Origin of the sequence: Flavobacterium sp. Root420, from assembly GCF_001427905.1 — a bacterium.
Classification (GTDB): Bacteria; Bacteroidota; Bacteroidia; order Flavobacteriales; family Flavobacteriaceae; genus Flavobacterium.
The window spans coordinates 107013-129621 of sequence record NZ_LMEF01000001.1; the positions used below are offsets into that span (position 1 = coordinate 107013).

General features: G+C 34.1%; 23 protein-coding genes. 7 read left to right on the forward strand and 16 right to left on the reverse strand.

Annotated elements, in window-relative coordinates; genetic code table 11:
• Nucleotides 1-2: 2 nt before the first annotated feature.
• From ASC72_RS00465 to ASC72_RS00475, 3 genes are all read right to left on the reverse strand, one after another.
• The gene (locus ASC72_RS00465) at nucleotides 3-1250 is read right to left on the reverse strand and encodes a TolC family protein (protein ID WP_056185086.1); all 1248 of its coding nucleotides are present in this window, start codon (nucleotides 1248-1250) and stop codon (nucleotides 3-5) included.
• Between the two features lie 120 nt (nucleotides 1251-1370).
• The gene (locus tag ASC72_RS00470; protein WP_056185090.1) at nucleotides 1371-4496 is read right to left on the reverse strand and encodes an efflux RND transporter permease subunit; all 3126 of its coding nucleotides are present in this window, start codon (nucleotides 4494-4496) and stop codon (nucleotides 1371-1373) included.
• Between the two features lie 105 nt (nucleotides 4497-4601).
• Complete coding sequence (locus tag ASC72_RS00475; RefSeq protein WP_241775584.1) at nucleotides 4602-4925, reverse strand: DUF6660 family protein; 324 nt, start codon at nucleotides 4923-4925, stop codon at nucleotides 4602-4604.
• A gap of 779 nt (nucleotides 4926-5704) precedes the next feature.
• On the opposite strand from ASC72_RS00475, the gene ASC72_RS24410 reads away from it, so the two are divergent.
• Both ASC72_RS24410 and ASC72_RS00485 read left to right on the forward strand, forming a co-directional pair.
• On the forward strand, nucleotides 5705-5899 hold the full coding sequence (locus ASC72_RS24410; protein ID WP_056185093.1) for a hypothetical protein: 195 nt from the start codon (nucleotides 5705-5707) through the stop codon (nucleotides 5897-5899).
• A 10-nt stretch (nucleotides 5900-5909) separates the two neighbouring features.
• On the forward strand, nucleotides 5910-6683 hold the full coding sequence (locus ASC72_RS00485) for a porin family protein (RefSeq protein WP_056185097.1): 774 nt from the start codon (nucleotides 5910-5912) through the stop codon (nucleotides 6681-6683).
• Here ASC72_RS00485 and ASC72_RS00490 read toward each other — a convergent pair.
• The 5 genes from ASC72_RS00490 to ASC72_RS00510 form a co-directional block, all read right to left on the reverse strand.
• Nucleotides 6680-7273, reverse strand: a complete 594-nt coding sequence (locus ASC72_RS00490; protein ID WP_056185098.1) for a chemotaxis protein CheB — start codon at nucleotides 7271-7273, stop codon at nucleotides 6680-6682. The genes ASC72_RS00485 and ASC72_RS00490 overlap by 4 nt on opposite strands.
• Nucleotides 7255-8064: a protein-glutamate O-methyltransferase CheR gene (locus ASC72_RS00495; protein ID WP_056185101.1), complete on the reverse strand. Its 810-nt coding sequence runs from the start codon at nucleotides 8062-8064 to the stop codon at nucleotides 7255-7257. The genes ASC72_RS00490 and ASC72_RS00495 overlap by 19 nt, the downstream gene beginning before the upstream one ends.
• Nucleotides 8065-8072: 8 nt before the next feature.
• On the reverse strand, nucleotides 8073-8438 hold the full coding sequence (locus ASC72_RS00500; RefSeq protein ID WP_056185105.1) for a response regulator: 366 nt from the start codon (nucleotides 8436-8438) through the stop codon (nucleotides 8073-8075).
• Nucleotides 8439-8541: 103 nt separating this feature from the next.
• On the reverse strand, nucleotides 8542-12114 hold the full coding sequence (locus ASC72_RS00505; protein WP_056185107.1) for a response regulator: 3573 nt from the start codon (nucleotides 12112-12114) through the stop codon (nucleotides 8542-8544).
• A gap of 14 nt (nucleotides 12115-12128) precedes the next feature.
• Nucleotides 12129-13343, reverse strand: coding sequence for a response regulator (locus ASC72_RS00510; protein WP_056185109.1), 1215 nt, complete (start codon nucleotides 13341-13343; stop codon nucleotides 12129-12131).
• Nucleotides 13344-13648: 305 nt separating this feature from the next.
• Between ASC72_RS00510 and ASC72_RS00515 the strand changes: the two genes are divergently transcribed.
• A complete protein-coding gene (locus ASC72_RS00515) occupies nucleotides 13649-14497 on the forward strand; it encodes an SDR family oxidoreductase (protein ID WP_056185110.1) in 849 nt (282 codons plus the stop codon).
• Nucleotides 14498-14628: 131 nt separating this feature from the next.
• The gene (locus tag ASC72_RS00520; RefSeq protein WP_056185114.1) at nucleotides 14629-14892 is read left to right on the forward strand and encodes a SemiSWEET family sugar transporter; all 264 of its coding nucleotides are present in this window, start codon (nucleotides 14629-14631) and stop codon (nucleotides 14890-14892) included.
• A gap of 338 nt (nucleotides 14893-15230) precedes the next feature.
• Here the strand turns inward: ASC72_RS00520 and ASC72_RS00525 are convergent, their stop codons facing one another.
• Entirely contained in the window at nucleotides 15231-16058 is an 828-nt protein-coding gene (locus tag ASC72_RS00525) for a hypothetical protein (protein ID WP_056185115.1), read from the reverse strand.
• Nucleotides 16059-16438: 380 nt separating this feature from the next.
• Nucleotides 16439-16777, reverse strand: coding sequence for a hypothetical protein (locus ASC72_RS00530; protein WP_056185116.1), 339 nt, complete (start codon nucleotides 16775-16777; stop codon nucleotides 16439-16441).
• A gap of 166 nt (nucleotides 16778-16943) precedes the next feature.
• Between ASC72_RS00530 and ASC72_RS00535 the strand changes: the two genes are divergently transcribed.
• Nucleotides 16944-17195 (forward strand): ATP-binding protein, encoded by a 252-nt coding sequence (locus ASC72_RS00535; protein ID WP_256380463.1) that lies wholly within the window; start codon nucleotides 16944-16946, stop codon nucleotides 17193-17195.
• Nucleotides 17196-17261: 66 nt separating this feature from the next.
• Here ASC72_RS00535 and ASC72_RS00540 read toward each other — a convergent pair whose 3' ends face one another.
• Nucleotides 17262-17690, reverse strand: a complete 429-nt coding sequence (locus ASC72_RS00540) for a response regulator (RefSeq protein ID WP_056185120.1) — start codon at nucleotides 17688-17690, stop codon at nucleotides 17262-17264.
• 253 nt (nucleotides 17691-17943) lie between these two features.
• On the opposite strand from ASC72_RS00540, the gene ASC72_RS00545 reads away from it, so the two are divergent.
• Nucleotides 17944-18447 carry a pyridoxamine 5'-phosphate oxidase family protein gene (locus tag ASC72_RS00545; protein ID WP_056185125.1) on the forward strand — a complete coding sequence of 168 codons (504 nt, stop codon included), beginning with the start codon at nucleotides 17944-17946 and terminating at the stop codon, nucleotides 18445-18447.
• Between the two features lie 111 nt (nucleotides 18448-18558).
• On the opposite strand, the gene ASC72_RS00550 is transcribed toward ASC72_RS00545, so the two are convergent.
• From ASC72_RS00550 to ASC72_RS00565, 4 genes are all read right to left on the reverse strand, one after another.
• Entirely contained in the window at nucleotides 18559-18879 is a 321-nt protein-coding gene (locus ASC72_RS00550) for a GIY-YIG nuclease family protein (protein ID WP_371258410.1), read from the reverse strand.
• 134 nt (nucleotides 18880-19013) lie between these two features.
• Complete coding sequence (locus ASC72_RS00555) at nucleotides 19014-19724, reverse strand: DUF72 domain-containing protein (protein ID WP_056185131.1); 711 nt, start codon at nucleotides 19722-19724, stop codon at nucleotides 19014-19016.
• Entirely contained in the window at nucleotides 19721-20452 is a 732-nt protein-coding gene (locus tag ASC72_RS00560) for a DNA-formamidopyrimidine glycosylase family protein (protein WP_056185134.1), read from the reverse strand. The genes ASC72_RS00555 and ASC72_RS00560 overlap by 4 nt, the downstream gene beginning before the upstream one ends.
• A gap of 76 nt (nucleotides 20453-20528) precedes the next feature.
• Nucleotides 20529-21119, reverse strand: coding sequence for a ferritin-like domain-containing protein (locus ASC72_RS00565; RefSeq protein WP_056185137.1), 591 nt, complete (start codon nucleotides 21117-21119; stop codon nucleotides 20529-20531).
• 191 nt (nucleotides 21120-21310) lie between these two features.
• Here ASC72_RS00565 and ASC72_RS00570 point away from each other — a divergent pair, with 191 nt between their 5' ends.
• Nucleotides 21311-21838, forward strand: coding sequence for a hypothetical protein (locus ASC72_RS00570; RefSeq protein WP_056185140.1), 528 nt, complete (start codon nucleotides 21311-21313; stop codon nucleotides 21836-21838).
• Nucleotides 21839-21936: 98 nt separating this feature from the next.
• On the opposite strand, the gene ASC72_RS00575 is transcribed toward ASC72_RS00570, so the two are convergent.
• The gene (locus ASC72_RS00575) at nucleotides 21937-22581 is read right to left on the reverse strand and encodes a DUF5661 family protein (protein WP_056185143.1); all 645 of its coding nucleotides are present in this window, start codon (nucleotides 22579-22581) and stop codon (nucleotides 21937-21939) included.
• Between the last annotated feature and the right edge of the window lie 28 nt (nucleotides 22582-22609).

Sequence of the window (22609 nt, forward strand, 5' to 3'; positions counted from 1 at the left end):
TTTTAATTGTTTTTGATAGTTGGAAATTGAAGTTCGATGGCGCTTTGATTGTAACTATTGGTCGCCTCGGCATATTGTTTTTTAATATCAATTGCCTGATTTAAAAAACTGATGTACGACCAATAACTCATATCGCCATTGGCATAGCTTTTTTGGGCGCTGCTTATAATTTGATCCGCATATTGCAAGCCTTCATTCTGATAATATTCAAGTGCTTTTTGTTGTTTTTGGAAGTTGTTTTGCAATTCCTGCTGTTGCAAATTCAAGGTTAATTTGCTTTTATCCAAAGCCAATTGTGACTGCGAAATACTAATCTCAGAAGCTTTGGCTTTCGCCGAATTCACCCCGCCAAACAACGGAATCTGCAAGCCTGCCGTAAAACCCTGAAACAATGATTCGGTGTTGATGGTTTGGGCAAAATACCCCAATCCTACTTTAGGTGTTCGCAACGCTTTGTATGTATTGGTTTCCTTTTGATAAACGGAAATCTGCTGTTGATAATAATCCGTCAGTAAACCTTCTGCTTTTGAATTTTCTTCTTGTTTTACAACAGAATAGTGCAAAGGCGTTTTTTCATCGGGAATTATGTTTTCATCGGTCTGAACAAAAAATTGCAATTGTTTTTGGTAAATTACCAGATCATATTCTAATTGTGCTTTCTGCGTTTCAATTTCTTTTACTTTCGCTTTAGCGCTGATCACTTCAATGTTTCCGCTCTCTCCGGTTTGAAAACGTAATTCGGCATTTTTTAGAAATTTGGTGTAAATCGCATTTAATTCTGAGTTTAATTTCTGAATCGAAACACCGTATAAATATTGATAATAGGCCAATGTAACCGCTTTTTCAATTTCATAAGACGATAAAGCTTTTCGCTTCTCGGCTAGCTTTACCAATTCTTCCTGTAATTGACGATTTGCTTTTGTGATATTCCCGATGGGGAAATATTGTTGAATTGAAACATTATGATCAAAATCGGCACTATTGAATTGTCCGCCCTGATATTGCACCTGAACCGGGTCTGCCTGAAATGCGGTCTTTTTTAGGATGGTTTGTTTTTCGATTTCTTTATCGGCAATTTTTAAATCGATGTTGTTTGATTTGGCAAGTTCTATTGCTTTTTCTAAAGATATTTTGGCTTGCGCCGATGTTAACGTGCTCACCAATAGGAATGCACTTAACCGCAAAGCGCGCAAGGTTTTTTTCGCAAGGTTCGCAAGCCGATGTGTCTTTATTTTATATAGTGTTTTCATGTTTTTAATTTTTATTTCTCGCAGATCTCGCAGATCTCGCAGATTTTTTTTGATTCTTTTAAATTAATCTGCCAGATCAGCTGAATCTGCGAGAGGAATTATTTTACAGGCAGTAATAAATTATCTAATTATCTCATTTCTGCCAAATTTCTCCAGCATCAAATACAGAATCGGCAAAACGATTAACGTCAATAATGTTGCTGAAACTAAACCTCCAATAACAACGGTTGCCAAAGGTTTTTGTACTTCTGCCCCGCCGCTTGTGGACAAAGCCATTGGCAAAAATCCTAACGAAGCTACGGCCGCGGTCATTAAAACCGGACGCAATCTGGTTTTGGTTCCGATTAAGACTCTTTGAAGCGGGTCCTCTATTCCTTCTGCTTTTAATTGATTGAAATACGAAATCAGAACAATTCCGTTTAAAACGGCAATTCCGAATAAGGCTATAAAACCAATTCCCGCAGAAATACTAAACGGCATTCCACGCAGTAATAGCGCAAAAACACCGCCAATTGCCGATAACGGAATTGCGGTAAAAATCAATCCGGCTTGTTTAAAACTGTTGAAAGTCAGATACAGCAAAATCAATATTAATCCTAATGCAATTGGCAACGCAACCGAAAGTCGTTTTGTGGCTTCAATTAAATTCTCGAACTGCCCGCCATACGTTACATAATAACCAGCAGGAAGCTTAAAATTCTGATCTAGCTTTTGCTGAATTTCTTCCACAACACTTTTGATATCGCGTCCTCGAACGTTCAAACCTACTGAAATTCTGCGTTTTCCGTCCTCACGCGTCACCTGAACAGGGCCTTGTTCATACTCTACAGAAGCGACCTGAGAAAGCGGCACCTGCTGACCGTTTGGAAGCGGAATAAACAAATTGCTGACATCGTTAATATCAGCGCGATTGTCCTGATTCATTCGGACCACAACATCAAATCTTTTGCTTTCTTCATAGATTTTACCGGCACTTTCGCCCGCAAATGAGGAACGAATAATCTGGTTGATATCTGAAATATTGAGTCCGTATAAAGCGATTTTATTGTAATCGTATTTGATTGTAATTTGAGGTAAACCTGTTACTTTATCTGCTTTTAAATCACCGATTCCTTCAATATTTTTAATTTTCGAAATTAACTCAGCTGCTTTGGCGTCGAGGATTTCTAAATCATCACCAAAAATCTTAATAGCAATATCGCTTCGACTTCCGGTCATTAGTTCGTTAAAACGCATCTGAATCGGCTGTGAAATCTCAATATTAGCTCCCGGAATAATTTCCATTTCTTCTTTCATGGCATTGGCCAAATCTTCCCAATTATGATATTTGCCTTTCCATTCTTTTTTGTCTTTTAGAACAATAATTAAATCTCCACTTTCAATCGGCATAGGATCGGTGGGGATTTCTCCACTTCCTATTTTCGTTACAATCGTTTTGATTTCAGGAAATTTATCCTTTAATAATTTCTCATATTTAGTAGTCGTTTCTACCATCTGCGTAAGCGAACTTCCGGTCATAATTGTAGCATTGATAGCCAAATCACCTTCCTCAATTGTTGGGATAAATTCGCCTCCCATATTTTGGAAAATGATAAAGGCCAAAACAAAAAACCCGAGAGAAATTCCTAAAACCACTTTTTTAAACTGCAAGGCTTTATTTAAAAAAGGGGTGTAAATGGATTCGAACCAACGCATCATCCGGTCGCTGAAGTTTTCTTTGTGTTCTGTTTTTTTAGATAGAAACATGGCGCTGATCATTGGTACATAGGTCAGCGAAAGTATAAAAGCACCAGCAATTGCGAAACCAACTGTCATCGCCATTGGCTTGAACATTTTACCTTCGGTACCAATTAAAGCCAGAATTGGCAGGTAAACTATTAAAATAATGATTTCACCAAAGGCAGCGCTATTCCTGATTTTTGAAGCCGAATTATACACTTCAATGTCCATTTCTTCCTGAGAAAGCTCTTTTTTATTTTTGATTTTTTGGAGATGATGCATTGTGGCTTCGACAATAATAACAGCTCCGTCGACAATAATTCCGAAGTCAATCGCTCCCAGACTCATTAAGTTTCCGCTTACGCCAAAGGCATTCATCAAAATCACAGCAAAAAGCATCGCCAAGGGAATCACAGAAGCCACAATCAATCCGGCGCGAAGATTCCCAAGAAACAAAATCAGTACAAAAATGACGATTAAGGCACCTTCCAAAAGGTTTTTAGTCACTGTTCCAATAGCATTATCAACCAGTTTTCCTCTATCAATAAAAGCTTCGGCCACAACTCCTTCGGGAAGACTTTTATTAATCTGAATCATTCTTTCATGGATTCGGTTGACTACTGCGCTGGAGTTTTCTCCTTTTAACATCAAAACCAATCCTGAAACAATTTCTCCTTTTCCATCTTTGGTTGAAGCGCCATAACGCAACGCAATTCCTTCCCGGACTTCGGCAACATCACGAACTAAAACGGGCGAGCCGTTTCGGTTTTTTACTACCACATTTCCAAGATCATTAATTCCTTTTGCCATTCCGACGCCGCGGATAAAATAGGCATACTGATCTTTTTCAATATAAGCCCCACCTGTATTTTGATTGTTCTTTTCTAACGCATCAAAAATTTCGGTAATGGTAACTCCAAGACTATTAAGCGTATTTGGATTGACTGCAATTTCGTATTGTTTCAGTTTTCCTCCCCATGTACTGATATCGGCAACACCTTTAATTCCCTGTAACTGCGGAATAATAATCCAATCCTGAATCGTTCTTAATTTGACGGCATCAAATTGATTTTCATACCCTTTTTTGGCATAAACATCATATTGATAAATTTCTCCCAAACCTGTGGTAATGGGTGCTAATTCAGGAGAACCAGCATAAGCCGGAATATTTTCTTCGGCTTGTTTTAAGCGTTGAAATATTTGTTCTCTGGCCCAATAAATATCGACATCGTCTTCAAAAACGACAGTTACAACCGACAATCCGAAGCGAGAAATACTGCGGAGTTCTATAACATTTGGAACTGTTTTTACAGCCTGTTCGAGTGGATAAGTAATTAATTGTTCCACTTCCTGACTGGCCAAAGTTGGCGCTGTTGTGATGATCTGCACCTGATTATTGGTAACATCCGGCAAAGCATCCAGCGGTAAATTTTTAAGCGAATAACTTCCCCAGGCAATTAATACAAGGGTAAATAGCAGTATAAAGAACTTATTCTTTATACTGAACTGTATAATTTTATCTAACATTTGATTCTATAATGACGTGAGAAATCAGACAAGGTTTGTCTGTTCATTTTGCGGAAAATCCACAACGCTCTTACCGATTCCCGATAAGTATCGGGAAGGGCATCATTATGCTATTTGAGGAGGCTGCCAAATGCTTCCGTAGAAATTGGAAGCAAAAACAGAATTATAATTGGGTAAAGCTTTTGAAATAATGGTAAAAGCTACCGGAAAATCAATAGTTTCAGAAATCTGATAACTTAAAACCTGGGCTCCGCAGCAATTACAGGCACAAAATGGAGAACATAAGTCGTTGTCCTTATCATGGGAATGATTTGCTTCTGATGAAAATTGGGCAGTTTTATGCATAGCGCTATCCACTTCCATATCTGCACAAGGCATATTTGAAAGTGCCATCAAATAAATTGACAAAAATATAGCGATCCATTTCATGATTGTAAAAATACTATTTATTTCTTATACTAAAAATCTAAATAATTGAAAATGATATTCGTAGTCAGCTAAATTTTTCAATCAAATTTGGTTAAACATTTTTTATTTAAAATTTTACTTTCTAAAAAAAGATCAGAAATAGTAAGAAAATCTACTTAACTTTAACAATAATTAACATACTACACCTAGTTCTAATTTTAAAGCACAAAAATCTTATTCCACTATAATACAAAAACATAAGTACACATTTCTTATAATAATAACATTAGTCTCTATTTTTTCTAAACAGTTTTATTAATTAATTTTAACACTACAAGTCAATGAAATATAATACGCTAATATCCGCCACATTATTATTCTTTAGCATGCAAATTTTCGGTCAGGTTTATACCGATAAAATAGTTGGTAAAAAAATGAACAATTAAAAGATAGCCTTAAAGTTGAAGAATATCCATATGCCTTACCAATCTGGGGAGAAAAAGTTGCTCAAAAAGGCTATAAATTGCCCTATTCTGCAGGGCTTTCAATAAATTATTTCTGGCAGGATTCTGAGATAGTGATAAGCGAATTAGAAGTCGGTTTTAATCATGGTCCTCAATATAATTTAGATGAAATTGTACGCTTTGATAAATCTTCAGTTGAGGCCGGTGCGCTAACAATCAGGCCTGACATTTCCCGATGCTGATAATAATTGGTCACAAGTTGCGACTTTTAGCAATGTTGCAAAGCATAATACTGCCAACAGAGCACTTGAAAGTGCCGGAAATATATTGACAACCATGGATGGAACTTTAAGCACATCCAATTCCTCGTCAGTGCAATATTCACTGCAAAAAAGACCTAAAGACATGTGGAATTTTCTGATTGGTACTCAATTTCAATACAATAAACATATTATGCTTCGTGCAGAAGTGTTTTTTTTAGGAAGCCGTACACAAGTTTTAGGAGGTCTTCAGTATCGTTTTGGACTTTAAATCAATTAATATGAAAAAAGGTTTACTATTATTTATTGCTTTCTTTTGTATTACATCAGCCCAATCACAAGTTTTAATTTCCTTGCTTTTTGGAGACAAACTGAATTCTCCTTTTTTAGAATTTGGTTTGGATGGCGGTGTCAATTTTTCGACGATTTCAAATATGGAAACCTCGGGTACCGAAGTGGGTTTTAACCTTGGATTTTATTTTGATATCCGATCTAAAAAAAATCCAGCCTGGATGATTAATACCGGCGTTATTGTAAAATCTCCAATGGGAGCTCATGGTATGCCGGTTTATTCTTTAGGAGATGCCAATTTGGATAATACCTTTGCAGGCGGAAAAGTGGATCGTGAAATCCGTTATTTTAATGTTCCTATTTTGATTAAATATCAGTTCAAAAATAATATCTATTTAAAAACGGGGCCGCAATTAGGGTTATTAGCCAAAGCTTTTGACAAATTCCGTAAAGAATACGATGGTGATGATGTGGTTTATAAACACAATATCAGAGACCAAATACATGTAATCGATGCTGGGATTGCGCTTGGTGCCGGTTATCATATGAATGTTGGAAACGGATTGAATATGACGGTTCAATATTACTACGGATTGGTTCCGGTAATGAAGGGAGACGGTCCTGAACAATTCAACAGATCTTTGTATGTAACAGCCGGAATACCAATCGGACGTGGAAAAGCAGCCAGGAAAAAAGCAGAAAAAGAAACCGAATTAAACCGTGTTATTTTACCTGAGGAAGAAGCACCAAAATCTAAAAATTAATTATTAGGGTTGTTGATGGAAACAATCAATCTTAGGATTTCGTGGTTTTGTAAAATAAAATGTGGTTCTGTATACAAGATGGCATTGTTTGGCATGAAAGGCATTTCAGCCGCCAACGGACTTTGAACAACAACAGTGCCTCCATGAGCCTGAATAGCCTGTAATCCCACAGTTCCGTCAGTATTTGAACCAGATAACAAAATACCTACTAAAGCTTCTCCATAAATTTCTGCAGCTGATTCAAAAGAAACATCAATACTAGGTCTGCTAAAATTTATTTTTTCAGAAGTATCCAATGCCAGCAAGTCATTTTTCTCAAATAATAAATGATAGTTTGAAGGCGCAACATAAACAAAACCCGGAACTAATGGTGTTTTATCTTCAACAATTTTTAATGGCACACTTGATTTTAAACTAATTAAATCTTCGAGTGTCTGCTCGTCGGTATTTTTTCGATGCACCACAATTACGATTGCAAAACCATTTAATATCGGTAATTCCGGTAAGATTTGCATTAAGGCGTTGAGGCTTCCTGCTGATCCTCCTATTATCACCACTTTACAGCCCGATATTACTTCACTTTTCTCCATATCTTTTCTTTATCAAACTGTTTATATTTAGTTGTAGAAATCGAGTATTTTATAGTTTCTTTTGTCCCTAAAGCAAGAAATCCTAATACGGCCAAACTTTCATCAAATAAATTAATGACTCTTTTTTGAAGATCATTGTCAAAATAAATTAAAACATTGCGGCATAAAATCAGGTCAAATTCATTAAATGAAGTATCTGATACTAAATTATGCAGTGAGTAAACCATCTTTTCAGCGAGTTCTTCATTAAATTTGGCGATACCATAATTAGCAGTATAATAACTTGAAAAATCTTCCAGACCACCCGCATCACGATAGTTTTCTGAATATTCTTTCATCATTCGAAGCGGAAAAATCCCTTTTTTGGCTGTTTCTAATACCGAAGCATTGATATCTGTCGCATAAATAAGCGATTTATGAAGTAAACCTGCTTCTTTTAGCATAATAGCCATCGAATATACTTCTTCTCCCGTAGAACAGCCCGCATGCCATAATCTGATAAAAGGCTTGGTTCCTAACAATGGTAAAATTTCTTTTCGCAAAACGGTATAAAAAGCAGGATCGCGAAACATCTCGGTTACATTTACTGTGATTTCGTCTACCATTCTTTTGTAATATTCGGGATCATATCGAACTTTGGAAAGAAACTCATGAAAATGGGTAAATCCATCTAAATGATAGATTCTGTTTACACGTCTTTTCAGTGAAGCTCTCGAATAACTTCCAAAATCAAAACCATAATATTCGTAAACATCATTTATAAGTGTTTCTAACTCAATATCCTCAATCATAACTCATTTCATATTTCCTTCAGCACCTGAAGCAATTTATCTACATCTACTGGTTTCGAAATATACGCATCTGCCCCAGCCTCCAAACATTTTTCTTTATCGCCCGTCATCGCCTGGGCAGTTACCGCTACAACATAAGTCAACCGTCGTGACGGAATCGCTTTTATTAGTGGAATTGCTTCATACCCGTCCATTTCCGGCATCATCATGTCGATTAATACGGCATCAATTTCTTCTTCGGATTCTAATAATTTTAAAGCTTCTTCGGCACTTAAACAAGACAAACAATCGAATGATCTGGCACGTAAAGTGTTTTCTAAAGCAAAAATATTTCTAGAATCATCATCAATAATTAAGAGTCTTTTTTTATTCATATTCGCCTGCTTTTAATTTGGTTTGTTTTTATTTTTTTTGTCACAGATTAAAAGATTTAAAAAGAGTTCTTAATCTGTGAAATCTGTGGCAAAACTTTTTTAATTATATTTTGTCGTACAGCCACACTCGCAATAACGAAAGCAGCTGATCAATATCTACTGGTTTTGTTATGTAATCTGACGCTCCGGCTTTTATACATTTTTCCCTGTCCCCTGTCATCGCTTTTGCTGTAACAGCAATCAGTGGTAAATTCAGGAATTTAGGCATGCTGCGTATTTTTTCGGCTGTTTCGTAACCGTCCATGTTTGGCATCATCATATCTAATAACACAATGTCTGTGTCCGGATGTTCTTCTAGAATTTTGATTGCTTCTTTTCCGTCAAAAGCGGTAATTACATTCATTTTAAAGACTTCTAAAGCTTTTGTCAACGAATAAATATTACGAACATCATCGTCTACAATTAATACCTTTTTCTCGAATAGGATATTATTAAGTAAATTTAGCTTTTTATGACTTTCTTTTTTATCTTTTGAATCTTTTTTCTCTTCAACCAAATGAAGAAAAAGAGAAACCTCATCAAGCATTCTTTGATACGAATGTGCCGTTTTTACAATAATTGAATCGGCATATTTCTTAATCTTGACTTCTTCCTTAATAGACAAACTTTTTCCTGTAAAAACAATTACAGGCAGGTTTTCGAGGCCCGGATTTTTCTTTACTCCTTCTAAAATTTCATAGGCTTGTTTATCCGGAATTCCCATATCCAGAATAACACAGTCAATTTCTTTTTTATTCAGTGCTTCTAATCCTTGCGAAACTTCACTTTTTATTTCAGAATTGATATTATATGTTTCTAGGAAAAAGGACAATGCTTTGGCATGTTTTGGGTTATCTTCTATGATAAGTACTTTTTGCGCTTCTTTATTAATGATACTTTCTATTCGAATAAAAACTTCCGGAATTTTATCAAAAGCCACCGGTTTATCTAAGAAATCTACCGCCCCTTTTAATAAGCTTTCCTGTTTCAATTTATGAGAAGACATAATATGTACCGGAATATGCTTGGTTTGAGAATTGTTTTTCATTTCCTCCAAAACTTCCCAGCCACTTTTTATAGGAAGTTCTATGTCTAATAAAACACCAACAGGTTTGTATAGCAAAGCAAAATTTAAGGCATAATCTCCCCTAACAGAAACAACTCCCTTATAGCCTTTTTTACGGGTAAAATTTAAAAGTGATTTTGCAAAATTAATATCGTCTTCTACAATCAAAATTACTTTATCTCCTTCTACAATTGAATTTCTGTCATCTTCAATTTCATCAGGAATTACCGCACTTAAATATTTGTTTTTAGGCTTTTCTGTATTCTCCTCTTCTTCTGACGCTACAATTTCTAATGGCGGCGCTTTTTCTATTTCTACATTTTTAATGCTGGATCCATAAACCGGAATGCACAGAGTAAAAGTACTTCCTTCATTTTCTTTACTATGAAGAATAATTTCTCCTCTTAGTAATTTGGCCAGTTCACGACTAATTGACAATCCTAGACCGGTTCCTCCGTATTTACGTTTGGTTGAACCGTCTGCTTGTTGAAAAGCCTCGAAAATTAAAGGCTGTTTGCCTAATGGGATTCCAATTCCGGTATCTTTTACAATAAAACAGATAATTTTATCATCGTCTGTATTTACCTTAATTTCTAAACTTACAGATCCTTTATCTGTAAATTTAATAGCATTTGAAATCAGGTTTTTAAGAATCTGCTCCAAACGCATTTTGTCTGTTTTGATGACAATTGGCGCTTCATCAGCAATGATTTCAAACTTAATATTTTTCTCTTTGGCCATATGGCTAAAGAGATTCCATAAGTTATCTGTAATTTCTTTGGTCGAAACGTCTAAAAATTCAAGCTCCATTTTTCCGGCTTCAATTTTAGATAAATCCAGAATTTCATCGATTAATCCTAATAAACTATTTCCGGAGCTCTGAATCACTTTTGCAAATTCAATTTCCTCAGGAACCATGCTCTTATTGTTATTTTCAGATAATAATCGGCTTAAAAGTAAAATTGAATTAAGTGGTGTTCTCAATTCATGGGACATATTGGCAAGAAACTCTGATTTATAACGAGTTGTCAATTCTAATGCTTCAGATTTTTTCTGAATTTCGTTGTTTTTTTCTTCCAATAAAACACTTCTTTCAGATAATTCTTCGTTGGTTTGCTCCAGTTCTTCCTGTTGAACTCTAAGTTCTTCTTCTGATGCCTGAAGTTTTTCTGTTTGCGCTTCTAGTTCCGCATTTATAGCTTCCATCTCTGTATGTTGCGCCTGTAATTCTTCTGATTGTGATTTAGTTTCTTCTAACAGCTCCATCACTCGTTTTCTATTTTGAGTTGATTTAATCGCAATTCCAATGTTGTTTGAAACCGTCTTTAAATACTCTATTTGGAGATCAGAAAATCCGTAAACACTCGCTAGCTCAAGAGCGCCTTCAACCTTTGTATCCAACAACGGAAGAGCTACAATATGAGTTGGTTTTATTTGACCTAACGCATAATTAATTTGAATATCCTCTGGTGACAATGTTTTTAATTCAAGTAATTCTTTTGAAACAATAGCCTGTCCTATTAAACCTTCTCCTTTTTGAATACGCTCCCTATTTTTGCCCGGAATGTAGCTGTAGCCACCTGAAAAATAAAGTTCATCTCCTTCTAACACATACAAAACCCCGGCACTACTGTTGGTATAATGGCATAAAAATTCGATAACATCTTTTGATAATTTTTGAAGGGTTTTATCGCCTAGCATCACATTATTTAGATTTGCAACTCCGGTTTGCATCCATTCTTTCTGGGATAACAATTCAAAAGATGATTTTAATGAAACTCCCATATTATTAAGAGATTCACCTACACTTCCCAATGCATCAGCTTGCGTATCATCTACACGAATATCATAGTTTCCACTGGAAATATTACTGGCAATCATACTAATTGCCTCAATTCTTTCAGCAATTTCCCTATCTTTTTTCTCTAATTCGTTTTGAAGTACTAAACGTTCACTATAATCTTTTAGAATTCTTAATAAAAAGACAATCGAAATAATAAATGCTACTACAAAAGCAACGATAATCAATATAATACTATAAGTACCGTAACGATCTGAAGTTTCATTTCTTTGTTTTAAAAGCGCTTGTTCAGTAGTTTCAATAATTTTAATGTGATTGCGCAATTCATCCATCATCTTTCTCCCTTCGTCGAGATCAAAATAAAGCACATTTTTGCCTATCCGTTTTTTAACAATCTGATTGTTTAAATACTTAAAGAAATTAGATCTCAGCTCTTTTAATGTCGCTAATTGTTTTTGCTGTGAAGGATTATCAACGATAAGCTTCTCTAATTTATCAAAATAATAATTAGACCTTCTTTCAGAATCTTCATATCTTTCTACAAATTGCTCGTTGCCCGTAATCAAATAACCACGCATACTGGTTTGCGCCTCTGTAAGTATTGCTGAACCTTCGTTTAGATTATAAATTACTTCCTGAGTATGTTTTACCCAAAAGTTACTATCTAGCAGGCTTTTGATGCTCAGATAAGAAGCAGTAGAACTAATCATTAATACTACTAATGAAACAAATGAACTGATTAATAAATTCCGTTTAAAGTTATTCTTCATCTTATAAATTATAATTATTCGTAGTGTAAAGGCAGGACAATAATAAAACTTGCACCTTCTCCTATTTTACTTTTTGCCGTGATTATTCCGTTGTGTTTTTCGATGATTTTTTTGGCGATTGCCAGACCAATTCCGGTTCCTTCGTATTTCTGTCGGTCGTTTAAACTCTGAAAAATAATAAATATACGATCAAGGTAAATTTCATCGAAACCAATTCCGTTATCTTTAACTACAATTCTGCAAAATTTTCCGTCTGCCGAAACTGGGCTTTCAAACGATTTTTCTGCAATGATTTCAGATGTAATTTCGATTAATGGTTTATCGGTATTTCCGGAAAATTTAAGTGCATTTCCAATTAAATTTTGGAAAACCTGTCGCAACTGACTCGGAATACTGTCTATCGTTGGAAGTTCAGTGGTTTTGATCGTTGCATTTTTTCGTTCAATGAGATAATCAAAATCCGAAAGCACTTCCTGAAGCACCTCATTTAAATCGGTGGTTTCTGGTTTTACTTGTGATGACAATCTTGAGTACGCCAGCAAATCGGTAATTAGAGTCTGCATTCTTTCTGCCGATTTAATCGTTCGATCCACATAATCGATTGCTTTTTCATCAGCAGTCAGATAAAGCTCCTTAATGATTTTTATAAAGATTTGAATTTTTCGAATAGGCTCGTTCAAATCATGAGAAACTACCCAGGAAAATTGCTGAAGTTCATGGTTTCTTAGCTCCAGTTCTTCATTTTTTGCAACCAGTTCTCTGGTTCTTTCGGCTATCTTAATTTCAAGGTTATCCTGAGCTTCCTTCCTGATTTTTATTTCTTTATAAAGAAGGTCTTTCATGCCTTTTAATTCGTTTTGCTGCTCGTAAATTTTTATGAATGTTTTTACTTTAAGAATAAGTAAATCAGAATCTACAGGTTTTGTAATATATTCTACTGCACCGGTTTCATAACCTTTAAAAATGTATTTTTTCTCGATGTTTAATGCCGAGAGAAAAATAACCGGAATGTCTTTAGTGCGTTTGTTTCCAGAAAGAATTTTAACAACTTCAAAACCATCAAGTCCGGGCATCTGAACGTCCATTATAATCAGACAATAATTCGTCTTGAGGATTTTCTTCAGGGCTTCCTCTCCTGATTCAGCAGTGTCAACATCGATATCGTGCAATTCTAATGTCTTTTTTAAGGCAATTATATTTGCTCTTATATCGTCTACAATTAATACCATGCTGTTAGGGTAAAGCGTTATGAATTAAAATTGTTATTTTAAAATTCGATTCAGATAAAATTTGTTTGTTTATGAAATCCGAAACGTTGATTACCGTTTCGGTGTAACTTCCAAATTTATAAAAATTTTAATGCAGACTATTTTACCGGGAAAAAAAATAGTTACATAATTCCCATCTCTCAATTTTACAGAAATATTCATGTTGCAAATATTTTTTATTGAGACAATCTTAAATTCAATTCAGTCAACCTATTGTGTTATCTCTTTCTATTTTAGGGCTTAAATAATGGTTTAAATTATGAATTATGAAAAAGACAAAAACATTTCCGGAACAAAAACAAAACCTTCCGGGAAACGAACATATGATGTATCCTGAGCCGGAAATTATTAGAGAAAATTATGAGGGAAGTGGCAAATTATTGGGGAAGGTTGCTTTTATAACCGGAGGCGATAGTGGAATTGGACGAAGTGTGGCGGTTCATTTTGCCAGAGAAGGTGCCAATATTGCCATTGTTTACCTTAAAGAAGATAAAGATGCACTTGAAACTAAGGCTTTAATAGAAAAAGAAGGACAAGAATGTTTACTAATAAGCGGTGATTTGAAAGATGAAAAATTCTGCAAAAGCGCTGTAAAAAAATGTCATAGCCATTTCAAAAAACTAAATATCGTAGTCAATAATGCCGCAACACAATTTCCTCAAAATGAACTGGAAAAAATAACCGCTTCACAGCTTCATAAAACTTTTGAAACTAATATTTATCCGTATTTCTATATCACAAAAGCAGCATTACCGATTTTAAAAGAAGGTGACACTATTATTAATACAAGTTCTGTTACAGCCTATCGCGGTAGTGAACATTTAGCGGATTATGCAAGTACAAAAGGTGCTATCGTGAGTTTTACCAGATCGTTATCCACCATGCTTGCCAAAAAGAAAATACGAGTAAATGGCGTTGCTCCAGGCCCAATATGGACACCCTTGATTGTTGCCAGTTTTGACAAATTAGCCGATTTCGGAAAAGACAATCCAATGGAAAGAGCCGGACAACCTTCGGAAGTTGCACCTGCTTATGTTTTCCTGGCCTGCGAAGACAGCAGTTATATTACCGGACAATTTATTCATATTAATGGTGGAGAACTCGTAGGAGGGTGAAAAGAGGTTCAAAGGTTTGTTTTTGTTTCAGGTTTCAGGTTTCAAGTTGAGCACTGAGACTGAGATTGAAAACTTAGATTGAAAACTTAGATTGAAAACTTAGCCACCTAGAATCTTAGCAACTTTAAAAAATGAACTATATCGACCTAATAGGATTGTTTGCAGGAACTTGTGTTACAATATCCGTCATTCCCCAGATTTTGAAAGTTTGGAGAACTAAAAAAGTTAAGGCGATTTCGCTAAAAACCTTTAGTATCCTTACTTTCGGAATTATGGTGTGGATTATCTATGGCATTCTCAAAAATGATCTTCCTATAATAATTACCAACAGTGTTTCTTTTTGTTTGAACCTTCTTATGGTTTATTTTATTATTTATTATGAGAAAGAATCTTGAAAGGTGCTAAGGTTCTGAGATACTAAGGTTCTGAGTTTTTTCGTCTTGTATGTCATCCCAAGGAACGAGGGATCACACTAGAAACTCCGTTCAGAAGTCACCAATCTTTGTCGAGTTACGCGTGTGATCCCTCGTTCCTCGGGATGACAAAAAAGGGCAACTTAAATCATATGCCTTTGATAACTTAAAAACAGCTATAATCCGCCTAGATCCGTGTCATCCGCGTTCTATGTTACCAAATTTGTATTATCCGTGTGCCATTTCAAAATAGCACAAAAAAAACAGCTCGTTATAAAAGCTGTTTTTCATAATAGTAAGTTAAGTATATGTGATGCTTATTAGCTAGCTAATTTTTGATTGTATGGTTTAAATGAAAAGTGATATTTTTCTTTAAAAATACGCGGCAGATAATTTCGGCTTGCTAAACCAGCTGCGCTAATTACATCTGCAAAATTAAGATTCGAAATTCTCCTGATTTCATTAATTTGTCTGTTCGCTAAATTCATTATTGGCTCAAAAGTTCTCATGTAATTGTAACTATGCTGGGCTATCTCTATCTCTAAAATACTGTTTAGGATACTTTTTTGAAGTAAATTTTTAACAATTCCTTTTTGAGGGATATTATTTAGTTCTTGTAATTTTTCGACAATTTTTTGATTTTTAGTTCCGATGTATAAAAACTGTCCAGAGTCTGCAGTGAATCTTTTTTTAAGTTGAGAAACCATTTTGATTTTATCTTCAACAGGAGCGATTGTCGGTATTCCTACTAATGAAAACTGAATAGGTTTATGGCTTTCAAAAAACAACACACTATTTATAACGGATGTATTATTTAAAACCGCTGTCTGATTCTTTTTAATTTTTCTTTGAGTTCCATTCGCACCAAAACTATGCGTTAAGGTTCCTTTTTCGCAGTAAGCAAAAAATACAGGAGCCGTTTGAATCGATTCTATACTTAAAGTTACATCGTGATTAAATACAAGATCAAAATTAAGGTATGACATTTCTTTTTCAAAACGTACCGCTTTGATTGTTCCTCTTGCCCATTTTGATTTTATATTTAATGTGTATTCATTGTTGCTTACTGATAATTCTCCATCAAGACTTTCTTTAAGATCATTAAAAACAGTATTGAATCCTCCAGTATTTAAGTATAGTTTTTTCATGTTGGTTCTGGTTTAAATAAAAGTGGTTTAGTATAATGTACTACAAACCTATTTTTGGTTTTTACTTTGTTATTTTGATATTTCAAAGTTCGTACATATTGCAAATCAATTTATTACACAATTACGGAGAGAATTTTCATAATTATTAGGAGGAAGGTGCAAAGGTTCATAGATGCAAAGACACAAAGGTTAAGGCTTGAGTAATAAAGGTTATTAGTTTTGTAATTAAAACTAAAAAAAATAGAGGCAACACCCACAATTTAATGACCTTTGAACCCCTGTACCTCTGAACCTTTGCACCTCAAAAAAAAACAGCTGTCTTCAGAAAAATCCGAAAACAGCTGCTTCTCAGCAAAATAAAAATACCTACTTAAATTATCTTATGTAAGTTTATGGATATCTGCATTAACAGAATAATTTTCCTCCGGAATGTTTTTAAAGAATTCCGCTTCTTCTAAATCTGCCGTTGGTCCGTATCCTATTAAATGAGTTCCTTTTTTTTGATCACTGGTTTCTATTACATATAAAATAGACATATCGTCAGGATTGCTCATACCTTCGTAACGATGATGGGCAACTATAAAAATTTCTTGTGGTTTATAAGCGTATTTTGTTTCTGAGTCTAATAAGCATCCGTTTTCAAACAAAAAATTTGCAGTGTAACCCTCTTCCTGATATTTCTTAATATAATCGGTTTCGTGTTTTTGTTCTTTTTTCATGACTTAAGTTTTAAACGAGATTGTTTTGTAAATCTTTGTTTTATCAAATTTCATCATTGATACCAAATAAAATTAACTCAATAGATTTAAATCTTGCCTCAATTAAAAAAGGCGAAATCAATTCAATTCAATATAAGGAGTTTTAATTAAAGGAAAAGAGATTGGAATTCCGGTTACTTATCCCGAAAAAATATATTATCATTTGACTATTTCTGATAACGGAATTGGTTTTGCTGATGAATATAAAGAGAGAATCTTTGAAGTTTTCCAGAGATTAAATACCGAAAGTGAGTTTTCAGGGACGGGAATTGGTTTAGCAATTTTAAAAAAAATTGTTGAAAACCATAAAGGTGTTATTACAGCGCACAGTGAAAAAGGAAATGGTGCAACTTTTGAGATTTATCTGCCTGAATTATAAAAAAATAAAAAACACATAAGCATTAGTACTTATGTGTTTTTATAGAAGTTTAAATTCTTTTATGTTTTACGATTTGTACACAAAATTTTTAGTGTCCGGAACAAATTCTTTCCAATTAATCCTTAAGGCATGTTCGATAGATTTTACAATATCTTTCATTAAAACGGGCTTCGTTATAAATAAATTGGCCCCTAACAAACGACATTTTTCAATAATTCCCGGTTCATTAGATGTTGAGAAAATGATAACAGGAATATCCTTTTTCTCTGAATTTCTCAGTTCTGTCAAAACATCAAAACCATTTTTTCCGGGCATATTCAGGTCTAAAAAAACGACGTGTGGTGTAGGAGGCGGATTGTAAATTGCTACAAGTAATTTATCTCCTCCATTATAAGTTTTTAGTTGTATTTTTTCTGGTAATGACTCTACAGCATCTTCAAAAAAGCTCAAATCGTCTTCATCATCATCCGTGTAAAATATCGTCAAATTTGTCATGGTATTAAGTAAAACTGTTTAGGTTTTCATCAAAGATAGGCCAAATTTATATATTTATTACTTTGTTTACAAGTCCTCACATTAAAAATTAGGAGTTGTAATCTCATAAGTAATAAAGTAAATTATATAACCTAAAATAATATATAAAAAGCAATTTTACTTTACTAAACTGAGTCTTTTCAAAAACTATTCTAACGCATAGTAAATAATACGCTTAACTATTTTAAAATCATTAATTAAAACATAAAAAGTCATGGGAGATCATAAAGACCTTACGAACGAATTTGCTGTAGATAAAATAAAAGATCTTGCAGAAAATATAAAAACATGTATGTTTTGTACCTACAATGAATACCGATTACAATCACGACCAATGTCTGTACAGAAAATTGATGATTTGGGTCAGCTTTGGTTTTTATCAGATAGAAACAGTAGCCAAAATGCAGAAATCAGCTTGAATCCGCAAGTTGAAATTTTCTTTTCTGAACCGAATGATAAATTTCTGACTTTACACGGGACTGCGACAATTTCATACGATCCCGAAACGATTAAAGAATTATATGATCCTATAGTCAAGGTCTGGATGCCTGGCGGAGAAGATGACCCCAATTTAAGTGTTATAAAATTCGTTCCTGCAGATGGTTATTATTGGAACAACAAAAATGGTAAAATGGTTGCTATTGCCAAAATGGCTGCCGCTTTTGTAACCGGAAAAACTATGGATGACGGAATTCAAGGTAATTTAACATTGGAATAGTTATTTAACCGTAAAGTTCGCAAGGGTAAATCTTTGCGAACCTTGCGGTTTTTTATGCGCAATTTGTCATCTCGACGAAGGAGATATCACACTAGTTAAGCACACACAGCGTTACCCGAATTGATAATCAAGAAATTCAAATGAAGGGTTAAAGTCTTTAATTAATGCCATTTTTTTATCTTTTCTCCACTTTTTTAATTCCTTCTCTCTTGAAATTGCATCGTGAATCCAAGTAAACTTTTCATAATAAACTAAAAATTCAATATTATACTTTGAATTTGAAGCATATGTTTTATTTCTTGCTTCCACATTTTCTTTATGCTGAAACAATCTTAGTTTTAAATTATTAGTTACACCGATATAAAACGCAGTTCGATATTTATTTGTTATGGTATAAATATAATACGTATGAAAGCCTTCTGATCTATTCAAAATAATAAAAATTTAACACGAATATACATATAAATACAAAATGTAAAAATTTATTCTTTTGAAATACGGGACTTGAGCAGCTTTATGTGATTTCTCCTTCGTCGAAATGACAAACTGTACCTTAAAATCAGAATTTATTTTAAATTTTTAAATTCCAAAGCATTCAAAATCCCAGCCTCACTGGCAGTATTATTAAAATATACAAACCCTGATTTTAAAGCTATTTCTTTTTTTATCTGAAGTAATTCGGGAGTATCATAACCCGAATAAAACATTTTAGGTACTCCATGAAATCTAACAAAAACCAAAGGGAAATTAGTAAAAATAGTTTTAGGCAATTGCGGATGACTCACGCTGCAGAATGTTATATTGTTTGCTATAAAAGCATCCCAAACTTCTGGAATCCACCAACTTTCATGTCGAAACTCAATCACATTTTTGAACTCCGGATTTAAGTTTTCAATAATTAACTGCAGATTTTCAGGACTAAACTTATAACTTGGCGGAAACTGAAATAAAACTGCACCGAGTTTATCTTTAAAACCGAGTTTACAAATCTGATAAAATTCAGAAATTAAGTCTTCGCAGTTAATAAACTTTTTAATATGCGTAATTTCTTTGTGCGCTTTGACTGAAAATGTAAAATTTTCCGGTGCTTTATTATACCAATTTTCAAATACTTTTACAGTTGGAAATCTATAAAAACTTCCGTTAAATTCATAGGTAGTAAAGTGCTGGCAATAAAAGTCAAACCATTTTGAAGTAGGCAGGTTTTCAGGGTAGAAAATGCCTTTCCAAAATCGGTTATTAAAGCTGGAGCATCCTATTTGAATTTCATTTTTCATATGTGTAATTGTTGACAATTGGTACAGAAAAAACTTCGTCTTTTTCTGTGACCTGTATATTTTTTTATCAGTGGTAAATTACAACGCAAACAGACTGTTTTTGTATGAGCTTCCCAGTGCTTTTTTAATTCATATTTTTTCTTCCAATACAGGAATTCAAAACTATAAATAGAACATTCTGAAATAATTTCATTCAGATGATCAAACGGAATTTTACCTACCAAAGATTCCGGATGAATGCGACATCGGTATAAAACTTCATTTTTAATGATATTCCCCACTCCGGCAAATATATTCTGATCTAACATTGCATCGCAAATCATTTCATTTGGAAGTTTTTCCAAGCTTCGTTTTGCTTTTTTCGGATCCCAATTATCGTTCATCACATCTTCGCTCCAATCGTAGTAATCATTAATATCACCTTCGAGGATTTTTATCGAGCAGGTATAAAAATTAATTTCGCCATCAGAAAAAACCAGACTTAATCTCGGTTGGGTTTCCTTTCGTTCATTGACACGATAGGTTCCAAACATTAGCATATGAATCTTTACAGTAAATCCGTCAAAACAAATTAAAAAATGTTTTCCCCAGGTTTTAAACTCCAGTATAATTTTGTCTTTAAGACGCTGAATATCAACAGTACTATTTCCGGAAACGTCGATGATCTTTTTTCCTGAAAATGATTGTACTTCTTCTTTTAATATCACTATAGATGGGCCTTCGGGCATAATATGGCTTTTAAATTTATAAGTAGAAAGTGCAGTTTAAAACTGCACTTTCTACTGTATTTTCAAAAACAAAAATTTAATTTGCTTCCGCAGCTTCAAAGTTTACGGCGTTTACAGCTACAATTGTCAATGCTTTATCAGCTCCTTTTTCTTCTTCAAGCGTTTGCTCTAATAAAGATGCAGCTTCAGACATTCCCAATGTTTCTGCAAATTGTCTCAATGTACCGTAAGTAGCAATTTCATAATGCTCGATTTTCTGACAGGCAGCTATAATGCCGGCATCACGAACAACACCAATTTCTGTTTCTTCCAGAATTCCGTTTCCTTCTTCAATTAAGCCCGCCATTGCATCGCATTTTTTTGCAATAGCTTTTTGTCCGGCAAGTTCAAAAACCTGCTCTAAACGGCTAATTTGTCCTTCTGTTTCTGTCAAATGATTGTTTAAGGCATCTATAAGTTCTTGTGACGTTGCATTTTTAGCCATTTTTGGAAGTGCTTTTGTCAAAGCTTTTTCAGCCCAATAAATGTCTTTTAGTCCATCTTCAAATAATTCAGTTAATCCTGATGCGGCATCAGACTTTGGTTTTGTAACTCCTGCTTTTGTTGCAGTCTTTGTAGCTGTCGTAGTTTTTGCAGTTGTTTCTTTTTTATTCGTTGCAGTTTTCATAATAATAATTTATATGGATTAATATTTTTTAAAATTACTCTACTGATATCTTCATGTAGTTATATCATTGTTTGATAAAATTTCATTCTAAACACCTGTTAATTATACAATTGCATTTAAAAATCTTATAAGAAAATCCTTCATGTTCATCACTAGATTTGTAAAATACTAATACTATAAAAACTTACATTATGAATACTACAGAACAAAAAAACAGTACAACCAGTAATAGAGACCCAAGAAACCAAAATCCAAATACCGCCGATAAAAACAGACTGATGAATGAAGAACTGTATGATATCGACGACATGAAAGAAACTGATAACGATAATGCAGAAATCGCAGAACGCGGATATATGGTTAGAAATGGTCATAATCCAAATGAGGTAAATCCTGATGAAATGTTTTATGACAGGGAGGATATCAAAGATCTGGATGATGATTTTCACTCTAAAAAAGATCTAATTCATAATAGTGATGATTTATATGACGATGCAGTAGATGCTGATCTTGATCCCGCTATTGATGAACTGGATAATCCGTCAGACATTCGTGAACGCGAAGACGGTGACTTCAATGAAGTTGATGATCTGGAAGACATTGATCAGGATGATGATGAAGACGAAGATGAAGATGACAATGATGAATTTGAAGGGGACGAAATTGAAGAAGAAGATTCTGAAGATGATTACCCGGCAAATGATCCCAGAAGATTCTAAAACCTATTAAAATTAAAAATAGAAAAACCGTTAATTAAAATTAACGGTTTTTCTATTTTTAAGTTATCTTGTCATTTCGTCAATGCAAAAATTCAAGTTTAATCTCCAATTTTCTCCAAAGTAGGAATATCATCCATTTTTTCCAGGCGTTGTGCTAATCCTGCTCTGGCTTCGTTCAATTCTTGTTCGGCTTTGCCTAATTCTTTGTACCATTCTTCCTTACCCACATCTGAAGTTTCAATTTTACGCATAATTTCATAAATTTCACCTTCGGCCTCCATCACTTTTAATCTTTTGTAATACGTTAAACTCTCTGTCATGTGTGCCAATGCAATCATGGCGGTTATGAACGGATGATTGTTAGTTACATTTACATCCTTTATTCTTCCGTGTTCCAGTTCAACTTTTAAGGCAAAAGCGAATTCTTCCATATTAAATTCCTCATGTTTGCTATCAGGATTCAAATAGGCTTCAATTGCTTTTACATTATTCATTGTTGAGAGATCAACATCTGTTTCCTTACTTTTCAAATCCTTATAGACCACATTCGCTACTGCTCTCGCCTCATCGATCGTTGGGTCATTTTCGGGATTTTCAAAATCACGAACAGACCAATCCCAATTTTCAGGATGAACAGGTTTTATATATTTTTCACAAAAATCTGTCACATCATTTTTTAAACTTACCATTTCGTCATCTCGTTTGATATAAACATCCTGATAAGCTCCGCTTTGAGTTCCCATATTGTTTGTTTTTTATTTTTAAAATACA